Origin of the sequence: Streptomyces sp. NPDC059455 (assembly GCF_042750115.1) — a bacterium.
In the GTDB taxonomy this organism is placed as follows: Bacteria; Actinomycetota; Actinomycetes; order Streptomycetales; family Streptomycetaceae; genus Streptomyces; species Streptomyces endocoffeicus.
The window spans coordinates 1-11,052 of the sequence record NZ_JBHYVB010000294.1 but is presented as its reverse complement, the minus strand read 5'-3'; the positions used below and the strand labels follow the sequence as shown (position 1 = coordinate 11,052).

The 11,052-nt window shown below is 68.3% G+C and carries 8 protein-coding genes and 1 pseudogene; 5 read left to right on the top strand and 4 right to left on the bottom strand.

What is annotated here, in order from left to right:
• The first annotated feature begins 125 nt into the window (after positions 1–125).
• The 4 genes from ACFXB5_RS49585 (at position 126) to ACFXB5_RS49570 (ending at position 5,880) form a co-directional block, all read left to right on the top strand.
• Positions 126–1,691, top strand: coding sequence for an AMP-binding protein (locus tag ACFXB5_RS49585; protein ID WP_385221629.1), 1,566 nt, complete (start codon positions 126–128; stop codon positions 1,689–1,691).
• A gap of 17 nt (positions 1,692–1,708) precedes the next feature.
• Positions 1,709–2,233, top strand: coding sequence for an NUDIX domain-containing protein (locus tag ACFXB5_RS49580; protein WP_385221627.1), 525 nt, complete (start codon positions 1,709–1,711; stop codon positions 2,231–2,233).
• Between the two features lie 171 nt (positions 2,234–2,404).
• Positions 2,405–4,747, top strand: a complete 2,343-nt coding sequence (locus ACFXB5_RS49575; RefSeq protein WP_385221624.1) for a pyruvate dehydrogenase — start codon at positions 2,405–2,407, stop codon at positions 4,745–4,747.
• A gap of 470 nt (positions 4,748–5,217) precedes the next feature.
• On the top strand, positions 5,218–5,880 hold the full coding sequence (locus ACFXB5_RS49570; RefSeq protein ID WP_385221621.1) for an adenylate kinase: 663 nt from the start codon (positions 5,218–5,220) through the stop codon (positions 5,878–5,880).
• Between the two features lie 283 nt (positions 5,881–6,163).
• On the opposite strand, the pseudogene ACFXB5_RS49565 reads toward ACFXB5_RS49570, so the two are convergent.
• From ACFXB5_RS49565 to ACFXB5_RS49555, 3 genes and pseudogenes are all read right to left on the bottom strand, one after another.
• Positions 6,164–6,531 (bottom strand): annotated as a pseudogene (locus tag ACFXB5_RS49565) (acyl-CoA dehydrogenase family protein); the annotation flags it as partial.
• Positions 6,532–7,120: 589 nt separating this feature from the next.
• Complete coding sequence (locus tag ACFXB5_RS49560) at positions 7,121–8,395, bottom strand: MFS transporter (RefSeq protein WP_385221618.1); 1,275 nt, start codon at positions 8,393–8,395, stop codon at positions 7,121–7,123.
• Positions 8,392–9,084, bottom strand: a complete 693-nt coding sequence (locus ACFXB5_RS49555) for a FadR/GntR family transcriptional regulator (RefSeq protein ID WP_385221616.1) — start codon at positions 9,082–9,084, stop codon at positions 8,392–8,394. The genes ACFXB5_RS49560 and ACFXB5_RS49555 overlap by 4 nt, the downstream gene beginning before the upstream one ends.
• Positions 9,085–9,482: 398 nt before the next feature.
• On the opposite strand from ACFXB5_RS49555, the gene ACFXB5_RS49550 reads away from it, so the two are divergent.
• Positions 9,483–9,926, top strand: coding sequence for an ATP-binding protein (locus ACFXB5_RS49550; protein ID WP_138911841.1), 444 nt, complete (start codon positions 9,483–9,485; stop codon positions 9,924–9,926).
• 258 nt (positions 9,927–10,184) lie between these two features.
• Here the strand turns inward: ACFXB5_RS49550 and ACFXB5_RS49545 are convergent.
• Positions 10,185–11,052 (bottom strand): biotin/lipoyl-containing protein (locus ACFXB5_RS49545; RefSeq protein WP_385221613.1); only part of this gene is annotated, 868 nt, incomplete at its 5' end.

The window sequence follows — 11,052 nt, the reverse complement described above, 5'->3', positions numbered from 1 at the left end:
CCACCACAAGGAGACCAGCCGATGACCGACCTCTACCACCACGGCACCGGCAACGTCCTCACCGAACGCCACGACAACGGCGTCCTCCAGATCACAACCGGCGTCCCGGCGCACGGAGCGGTGCGATGACCCGCGACCCGGGCTCCTTGTCCTTCGAGCCGTTGACCCCGACGTCGTATCTGGATCGTGCGGCGGCGGCGCATGGGGGTCGGGTCGCGGTGGTGGATGGGCGGTCCCGGTGGACCTATGCGGAGCTGCGTGATCGCTGTCAGCGGTTGGCGGGCGGGCTGGCACCGTTGGCCGGGGGGCGTCCGGTGGCGGTGCTGGCGCCGAACACGCATGTGTCGCTGGAGGCGCACTACGGGGTGGTGTGGGCGGGGGTGCCGCTGGTCGCGGTGAACACCCGGCTGTCGGTGGGCGAGGTCGCCTACATCCTGGAGCACTCCAAGGTGTCCGTGCTGATCCACGACCCGTCGTTCGACGCGTTGGTGGACGAGGCCCTCGCCCGGCTGGACGCCCCACCGCACCGGATCAGGGCGGGGCGGGAATACGAGGATCTGCTGGCAGCGGCGGAGCCGCTGCACCTGACCCCGACCGACGAACGGGCGCTGCTGTCGATCAACTACACCTCGGGGACCACGGGCCGCCCGAAGGGCGTGATGTACCACCACCGGGGCGCGTTCCTCCAGGCCGTGGCGATGGTGGGGCACACCGGACTGACGCCGTCGAGCGTGCACCTGTGGACGCTGCCGATGTTCCACTGCAACGGATGGACGTTCCCGTGGGCGGTGACCGCGGCGGCTGGGACGCACGTCTGCCTGCCAAAGGTGAATCCGGCGGAGATCTGGCGACTGCTCCGGGAGGAGGGCGTCACGCACCTCAACGGGGCGCCGACGGTGCTGTCGATGATCGCCTACGCCCAAGAGGCCGCACCACTGGACCGCACGCTGCGGATCGCCACCGGTGGGGCGCCGCCGTCACCGGCGATCCTGCGGCGGATGGCGGAGCTGGGGTTCGAGGTCACGCACCTGTACGGGCTGACCGAGACGTACGGCCCAGCGATGCTGTGCGACTGGCGCCCGGAGTGGAACGACCGCGACGCCGCGGCACAAGCGCGGCTCAAGGCGCGCCAGGGCGTCGGGAACATGATCTCGTGTGTGCCGCGGGTGATCGCGGACGACGGCACGGACGTCCCCGCGGACGGTGTCACCACGGGGCAGATCGCGCTGCGGGGCAACAACCTCATGCTCGGCTACCTCGACGACCCCGAGGCCACCCTGGCAGCGGTGCCGGACGGATGGTTCCGGACCGGGGACATCGGCATCCTGCACCCCGACGGGTACGTGGAGCTGCGTGACCGCTCGAAGGACGTGATCATCTCGGGTGGGGAGAACATCGCCTCGGTCGAGGTGGAGCAGGCGATCATGGATCATCCGGCGGTACTGGAGGCGGCGGTGATCGCGGTGCCGGACGAGCGCTGGGGTGAGGTCCCTGCCGCCTATGTGAGCCTGCGGGAAGGCGCCACGGCCACCGAGGCGGAGATCATCGAGCATGTGAAGGGCAGGCTGGCCCGGTTCAAAGCGCCGAAGTCGGTCACGTTCACCGAGCTGCCGAAGACCTCCACCGGGAAGATTCAGAAGTTCGTGTTGCGGGACAAGGCATGGGCCGGGAGCGAGAGCCGCATCCGGTGAACGACGGGAGCGGACCGGTGGCACGCGAGGTCGTCGTCGGGGAGTGTCAAACCGCGTGCTTCCACGCGGCAGAGCGTCCGGTGGGCGATCAGAAACGCCAGGGCCTGCGGCAGGTGGTCGCCGTCGTCCTCATGTGGCGAGGGCGCGTCGGGTTGTTCAAGCGCAGTGGATCTGTCCAGCATGACGCAGGCTTGTGGCACTGCATCACCGGATATCTGGACGCTGACAGCGACCCGGTACGGCAAGCCATCCAGGAGATCTGGGAGGAGACTCTGCTCCCCGCCCGCGCTCTGGAGCAGCTGACTGCGGGCCCCACGCTGCGTCTCGCCGACCCACGTGGCGGGCCGGACTGGACCGTGCACACTTTTTTGGCCCGCACCAGTCAACGTCGGCTCACTCTCAACTGGGAGCACAAGACATACCGGTGGGTATGGCCTTGGAGGCTGTCGCAGTTCGATGGGCAGGTCGCATGGCTGACAGACGTCCTGCGTGCAGTCGGCTCTCTGCCGTCAGCCAAGGCGCGTGATGGGGTCGCGTCCTAAGGCCGGTGCGAACCGGTCCAGCGCCCTGGGGCAGCCGATCAGGTGACCCGAATTCAAGCAGAATGCTCGATCTAAAAGGCACATCCTGTGCAGTCGCGGAGTTATCCGTCTCCTGACGGAGCATAACGCGAAATCCCTAAGGCGTGGTGCCGAATACGGAGGTGGTCTGTGATGGTGGCGGAACTGAAGTCGGCCGGCGGCAACGGCGGTCCTGCCCAGGCGGAGGAGCTTGTTGCGCTGGAGTCGGTCGAACAGCGGGTGCGGTGGCTGTCCACCGCGATCATCGATCACGCCAACCGGGTACGGCCGAACCCTTCGGGGCTGAAGGTGGGCGGCCACCAGGCGTCCAGCGCCTCGATGACCTCGATCATGACGGCGCTGTGGTTTCACGCACTGACTGCCGAGGACCGGGTGTCGGTCAAACCCCATGCCTCACCGGTGTTGCACGCCATCAACTACCTGCTGGGCGAGCTGGACGAGTCCTACCTGACCACGCTGCGCGCCTTCGGCGGCCTGCAGAGCTACCCCAGTCGTTCCAAGGACCCCGACCCGGTCGACTACTCCACCGGTTCGGTCGGTATCGGCGCCACCGCTCCCCTGTGGGGCGCTCTCGCCCGGCGCTACGTGGAGGGGCGCTTCGGCGGTGCCGGGAAGGGGCGCCAGTACTCCCTGCTCGGCGATGCCGAGCTGGACGAAGGCGCGATCTGGGAGGCCATCCAGGATCCGATGGTGCCGGGCCTGGGCGAAGTGGTGTGGGTCGTCGACCTCAACCGGCAGTCCCTCGACCGAGTCATCCCCGGCATCGCCGCGGACAAATTGCAGGGTATGTTCGCCGCGGCCGGGTGGCAGGTGATCTCCCTCAAGTACGGGAATCTCCTGCAGGAGTTGTTCACCCGGCCCGGCGGCGAGGCCCTGCGCGCTCGTATCGATGCCATGGGCAACCCCGAATACCAGCGCCTGCTGCGCTGCTCCGCCGACGAGCTGCGCGAGCGCTTGCCCGACACCGGCTCGACCGCCGGGCCGATCGCCGACCTCATCGCCCCCCTGGACGACGCCTCGCTCCTGGCGGCGCTGCGCAACCTGGGCGGCCACGACATCGGCGCGCTGTCGGATGCGTTCGCCGGTGTCGACGACACCCGCCCGACCGTGATCTTCGCCTACACGGTCAAGGGCTACGGGCTCCCCACCGAGGGCCACCCGCAGAACCACTCCTCGCTCCTGACGGCCGACCAGATGAGTGCGCTGGCCGACCGCCTGGGAACCGATCTCGACGACCCGTGGAGGCGTTTCGGTGCGGGTTCGGCGGAAGCGGCCCTGTGCGCGGCGGCTGCCCAGCGACTGCACCGCCCCGAACAGGCGCCCCAAGAGCCCCCTGCCGTCCCCGCCGACCTGGCGCGCCCGGCCCCTTCCGGCATCGGGAACACTCAGCAGGCTCTCGGCCGCGTCCTGCTGGATCTCACCCGGCGGGCGCCGGAGGCGGCCGCCCGGATCGTCACCGTCAGCCCGGACGTCAGCTCCACCACCAACCTGGGTGGCTGGCTCAACAAGGTGGGCGTGTGGTCGCCCACCGAGCGCACCGACTGGTTCGCCGACGACGCCGAGACCATCCTGCACTGGCGCGAGCAGCCGGCCGGTCAGCACGTGGAGCTGGGCATCGCGGAGACCAACCTGGTCGGTCTCCTCGGCGAGCTGGGCGCCACCTGGAGTCGGTGGGGCCAGCCGCTGCTGCCGATCGGCGTCGTCTACGATCCCTTCGTCAACCGGGCACTGGAGCCTTGGTCGTTCGGCATCTATGCCGGTGGCCAGTCGATCCTGGTCGGCACCCCCTCCGGTGTCACCCTCGCCCCGGAGGGCGGTGCACATCAGTCGATCACCACCCCCTCGCTGGGCATTGAACAGCCCGGCTGCGTCACCTATGAGCCGGCGTTCGCGATCGACACCGAATGGTGCCTGCTCACCGCACTCGGCAACTTGGCCAGTCCAGGGGGCAGGTCGGCCTATCTGCGACTGTCGACCCGACTCATCGACCAGTCGACAGCCGCGGTGCCCAGCGACCCGGCCGCTCGCGAACGCCGTCGCCGGCAGGTGACCGCCGGGGCCTACCGGCTGCGGCAGCACGAGAAGCCCGTGGTGACACTCGCCGCGATGGGCGCTTTGGTCCCGGAGGCCCTGGCCGCCGCCGACCGGCTCGCCGCCATCGGCCACGGCGCCGACGTGGTATGCGTGACCAGCCCGGACCTACTCTTCCGCGCGCTCCAGGCCCGTCGCGGCCTGTCGGATGACCCGGCCTGGATCCTCGACCAGGTCTTCCCCCTCGACCGGGCCACCCCGCTGGTCACCGTCCTGGACGGGCATCCCCACACCTTGGCTTTCCTGAGCACGATCCAGAACGTTCCCGTCAGTACCCTCGGCGTGACCCGGTTCGGCCAGTCCGGGGCGATCGAGGACGTCTACCGCTACCACCGCATCGACACGGACAGCATCGTCACCACCGCCCTCGACCTCATCGATTGAGCGAGAGCCCGGCAGCCTCTGCGTGCAGGGGATTCGCCTCTCATACCCCGTCCGGCGGCACGCCCCTGTCTTGCCGAAAAGACGTACCGCCGGACGGTCCCGGCGCAGCCGACCCGTACCACCACCCCATGGCAACAGCTCCCCACCCACTCCGTCCGGCGGCACGGTGCGGCACCCGCCCTGACAAGCCGCGCCGTGCCGCTGGACGGTCGCAACCAACCTGTCCACCCTTCCCACGGCGAGCCGAGCAGACGCTCCACCCAGACGATTGGACATGTGATGAAGGCTCTGAGCGGAATCGAACGAAAGTGGTCCGGGGCTCCGGCCGTTCCCCGACCAGCCGCACCGTCAGCCAGTCGTCGGTATCTGGCCGTGGGTGGCAGGATCGGCGAGGTCGTCTCCAAGCCGTCGGCAAGCGCCTCCGTCGCCGATGAGCTCCAGCAGCGCAATGACGAAGGGTTCCTCCGCTGATGCGCCTCGTCCTCGTCGGGCCGCCGGGTGCTGGAAAGGGCACTCAGGCCACACGTCTGGCCGGGAAGCTGTCGATCCCGCACATCTCTACGGGCGATCTGTTCCGGGCCAACATCAGTCGGCAGACCGAGCTCGGGAAACTCGCGAAGGTCTCCATGGACGCCGGCAACCTCGTCCCCGACGAGCTCACCATCGCGATGGCGAAGGACCGCATGCAACAGCCGGATGCCGAGGACGGCTTCCTGCTCGACGGTTTCCCGCGCAATGTCTCGCAGGCCGAGGCGCTCGACGAGCTGCTGACGACCGAGGCCATCAAGCTGGACGCGGTTCTTGACCTCGAAGTCCCCGAGGGAGAGGTCATCAAGCGCATCGCCGGCCGGCGCATCTGCCGCAGCCGGTCGGCACACGTGTTCCACGTGTCGTACAGCCCGCCGAAGAAGCAGGGCGTGTGCGACGTCTGCGGCGGTGAGCTCTACCAGCGCGACGACGACTCCGAGGAGACCGTCCGCAAGCGGCTCGAGGTCTACCACACGCAGACCGAGCCGATCATCGAGTACTACAAGACGCAGGGCCTGGCGGTCACGATCTCCTCCCTGGGCCCGGTGGACGAGGTCACGCGGCGGGCGCTGGAAGCCCTCGAGCGCGAGGACGACGGCGAGTAGCCGCCAGCACGTCTTCCACCACCACAAATGGCGGCGGCGGGCGTATGCCCAGAGCGGAGTGCCCTTTGGCGTCCGGGGAGACCTGACCGGCAAGAACGTCGCAAAGCATCCATCGAGGGATGGCTGGGCGCACCAGGCTCCGGCAACGGCATCTGGGCCTTCCGGCAAGTCTCACCAGGGATGGGACCGGTTCACCCAGATTGCGGACCGGCACGAGATGGAAAAAGTGCAGGCCCACCACTTGGCCGGGAGTCCACAGCCTACGACGCCTACCGCGCGCACCGGAGACGCCCGCGTTGGTGATCCAGCGCTTGACGCCGTTGAGCACCCAGTGGTCGCCGTCGCGGACCGCCTTGGTCTTCATGCCGGCCGCGTCGGGGCCGGAGAGGATGACGGGCAGAGAGCCCAGCTTGTTCACGGTCGGGATCAGGAGCGCGGAGACACAGACCGCGCCACCTTCTCGATCACGATCACGGTGGCGAGGGCGTCCGCGCCCGCCCCGCCGTACTCCTCGGGCACGTGCACCGCGTGCAGGTCATTCGCGACGAGGGCATCGAGGGCCTCCTGCGGGAAGCGGGCCTCCTCGTCCACCGCGGCGGCGTGGGGCGCGATCTTCGCCTCGGCGAGCGAGCGGATGGCGTCACGGAGCATGTCGTGCTCCTCGGACGGGCGGTACAGGTCGAAGTTCGGCAAGACCACGAACGGGCTCTGGCGTAGATGGTCGACTACTTGGAGCAGGGCGCCCAGGACCCCGATCCCGTGCGCCGTGCCTGCGGAGCGGCCCGGCTGGTCATGCGCATGTATGCCGAGCGATGCGGTCTTCGCGCCTGGCTGCGCTCCGGCGCCCGGGGGCGACGTGGCCATCGGGGTGGACCAGGCTCTGAGACTCGTCCACCGCACTTGGGGTGATACGGGGGAATCGCTCATCCTGGTCGCCAGAAGCAGCACGCCGATGTGGCGGACCGTCCAACGCCTCGAAGATGCCTGGGTGGAAGCACCTACCGATGGTCTCCAAGAGGGAACTGAGTTCCCTGGTATCTGATAATCAGTACCCTCCCAGGACGTGCTTCCCTCGAGTGCCTTGCCATCATGGACTGTCCGCAGGGGCGATGATGGCTCGTTAGTCGCTTCGGTGGCTGGCGGGGGAGGAGGGTGCCTGCTGAGCTGTAGTTTTCCCCCAGCGGCTCAGGGAGGTTGACTCCGCGTTCTCTGCATCCGGTCCGATGCGTTCTGGACGGCGTTAGTCTGTCTCGCGGTCAGGCCGGGTGCGAACGTGGCGGTCGCGTCCAGCGCCATAACCGGCAGCGGCCATGACCAGGCTCAATGCGGTGAGGAGAAGGAGAGCACCAGTCCAGCTGCCGGTGGTGTCGTGGAGGACGCCCAGAAGGAGGGGTCCGGCCGCGGCGACGAGATAGCCGATGGACTGAGCCATCCCGGCCAGGGCTGTGGTCTCGCTGGGACCAGTGGCACGTTGGCTTTGGAAGCTCAGGGCGAGCACGAGACAGACACCGGCGCCCAACCCGAGAAGAGTGCACGCCGCGAGTGCGAGCGCTGGAAAGAGGAGCAGAAGCGCGAAGCCTGCGGCGACGATCGCTGAGCCCGCGGCCGCAGCGAAGCGCTGGTCGTGGCGGCCCCGAGTGATCAAAGGCAGCAACATGCTCGTGACCAGTGCGACGAGCTGGTAGTAGAACAGCATCCAGCCGGCAGCTGTGGTGCTCATGCCCTGCTGACCGAGGATGCTGGGCAGCCAAGCGACGGCGGTGTAGAAGGCAAGGGATTGCAGGCCCATGAAGAAGGACACCTGCCACGCCAGCCAGGATCGCCATGGGGTTCGAGCGTGTGTCCCACGAGACCGCACGCCGCCGTCCGGCCGGGACCCGCGTAGCCGAGGCAGCCACACGGCGAGAGCGGCGACGGCGACGACCACTCCCCAGGCCAGGGCGGAATGCCAGGTTCCAGGTAGGACCTCGGCAAGCGGGACGGAGATGCCGGACGACAGAGCGGCGACCATTCCCATAGCGGTGACGTAGAGAGCGCTGACGGTATGAACCCGCGAGCCGGGCACGTGGGTGCGGATCACCGTAGGCAGCAGGACGTTGCCAACCGCGATCGCCACCGAGAGGATCACGGTTCCGACGAACAAACAGGCAAGCGAAGGCAAGGACCGGATCACGGTGCCCGCTGCCAGCACTGCGAGGGCGGCCACGAGGAGGCGGGTGGTGCCGACCCGGTGCGAGGTGCGTCCGACAAAGGGCGAAGTCACAGCAAACACAAACAGCGGCAGGGTGCTCAGTACGCCACCCTCTGACGCAGTCAACCCGGTGTCGTGCTCGATGGCCGGCAACAGTGTGCCCACACCCGTCAAGGTCACGCGTAGGTTGGCCGCCACCAAAAGGATCGCGATCAAGAGGCCGGCCGAAAGGGCGGGCGTAGTAACCGGCGTCTTCGGGGTTGCGATCCGGTCGGCCTTCGTAGCCGTGGTGAGGCCGGCGCGGGAGTTCCTCGAGGTGGTCACTTCTGTCGTTCCGTTCCGGTCTCGGTGAGCTTCACGATCTCGGTGGCGCAGTAGCGTGCACCGACCTCGTCTTGGGCAGCGATCGCCTCAACGAGACGCCTGTGCAGAAGGCTGTGCTCTGCGGCCGTCGTGCTGGGCCAGAGCGTGCCGCCGATCTGTTCGGTGACCGCGATGCTGAGGACGTCGTACACCTCGGTAAGAAGGGTGTTCCCGCTGGCACTCACCACGGCCTGGTGGAAGCGGGTATCGATCTCCGCGATGGCGGCCATCTCCGGTGAATCCGCTGTCGCCTCGGCTTCGTCGAGGAGGTGCCGCAGGCGATTCAGGTCGTCTTCGGTACGCCGCAACGCGGCCAAGCCCGAGGCGTACTCTTCCAGCACGGCGCGCAGTTCCAGCACGTCGCTCCGCCTCGAGGTGTTGGCACGTCTCATCAGTACCGAGTGCATTTCGCTCGATGTCCGGACGTACGTCCCGTCACCCTTCCGAGCCTCCAGCAGGCCCAGATGCACCAGCGCGCCGAGCGCCTCGCGCACCGTCGTACGCCCGACACCGAGTTGCTCGACCAGCTCATGTTCCGCCGGAATCCGCATCCCTACAGGCCATGCGCCGGATGTGATCTGCTCACGAAGGGTGTCCACCAGTTGCGCCGACAAGCTCGCGACGCGGCGCGGCGCACGAAGATCTTTCATAAGGCGACCCTAACACCGAATGTCTGACATCTGTACGTGATGTAGGTCGCCACCCGCCTTGGTCCGCCTGGCGTGCATGGGTTTCGACGCGGCGAATGCGTTGATCGCGGTGGCGCGGGTGGGCGTCTTGACGACTCGGCCTAGGTGAGCGGCCGGTAACTTTTTTCCTTTTCGTCCGTGTCTTGACTCCGCTGATACCAGGACATACGTTGAATGTGAATCACCCATAACGTTAGTCGTCGATAACGACGGAAGAGTCGGTACGGACGTCATCGTCATGACTGAGGGGCTACCCCCGCCGGATCCCCGGTGGCCTGGCGCCGCCACACCGCGCCCGAGACGTTCCTCTCCGGCCTCGCCGTCCCCCGCCCCACCGGGAACACCCCCAGGACAGCACCATGAATCACGACCTGCCCGTGAAGCTCAGCAACAGCCTTGAGACAGTCTCATCCGCTCGGACAGATGTGGTCTTCCCTCTGCCTCACATCCCAGAAGGTCTTGCCGCCGTCCGCCGACGCGCCGCCCGCGCCATGCAACAGTGGCGCATCCCCTCGGACCTTGCGGACGATGCGCTCCTGGTCATCTCCGAACTGATCACCAATGCGGTCGTTCACGCGCTTCCCCCTGCGTCGCTGTGCTTGTCCCGGCAGGGTGGCCGGGCTGCGTGTGCTGTCCGCATCGAGGTCACTGACGCGGGCCCGGCGCTGCTGCGCCACCACGGCGGCAGTCCTCGGCAGCCCGAGGAGAGCGGCCGCGGGAGCGCCATCGTCGCCGCACTGTCCGCCCGCTCCGGAACCACGACCTACCAAAGCGGGACCACTCGATGGGCGGAAATCCAATAGCCCACGCCCTGACCAGGCCCCCGGCGTCCACCCCGCGCGGCAGCGTGCGGTCGCGCGGCAGACGTGTCACCTGCGGCTGGTGGAGGCGGTCAAGGGCGAGCTTCGCGAGCTCTGACGGCACGTACTCGGAAGTCACAGATGCCTGACCGGCGACGCGTCGTGGTCCCGCCGGGCGGTCGGCTAATCCTGCCGAGGGCAGCGGAAGCGCCAGTCAATCCTGGGGCTTACCTCCGAGTGGAGCCACAGCGATCATTCCTGTCAGTCCTTGATTTCGCAGATGACCGCGCCCGAGGTGAGGGACGCGCCGACCTCGGCGGCCAGGCCCTTGACCGTACCCGCGCGGTGCGCGTTGATGGGCTGCTCCATCTTCATCGCCTCCAGGACCACGACGAGATCGCCCTCGGCCACGGTGTCGCCCTCGGCCACGGCGACCTTGACGATGGTGCCCTGCATCGGGGAGGCCAGGGCGTCGCCGGAGGCGGCGGAGCCGGACTTCTTGACCGCCTTGCGCTTGGGCTTCTTCGAGCCACCCGCGGGGGCGGTGGCCACGCCCAGGGAGGCGGGCAGCGAGACCTCCAGCCGCTTGCCGCCGACCTCGACCACGACCGTCTCACGGCCGGTGGGCTCTTCGGTCTCGTCCGCGCCGGTCGGGGTGAAGGGGGCGATGGTGTTGTTGAACTCGGTCTCGATCCAGCGGGTGTGGATGGTGAAGGGCTCGCTGGTGAAGGCCGGGTCCGTCACGACCGCCTGGTGGAACGGGATCGCGGTGGCCATGCCCTCGACCTGGAACTCGGCCAGGGCGCGGGCCGCGCGCTGGAGGGCCTGCTTCCGCGTGGCGCCGGTGACGATCAGCTTGGCCAGCAGCGAGTCCCACGCGGGGCCGATGACGCTGCCGGACTCCACGCCCGCGTCCAGCCGGACACCGGGCCCGGCGGGCGGCACGAAGGAGGTCACCGTGCCGGGGGCGGGGAGGAAGTTGCGGCCCGGGTCCTCGCCGTTGATGCGGAACTCGAAGGAGTGGCCGCGTACCTGCGGGTCGTCGTAGCCGATGGCCTCGCCGTCGGCGATGCGGAACATCTCGCGGACCAGGTCGATGCCGGTGACCTCTTCGGTGACCGGGTGCTCC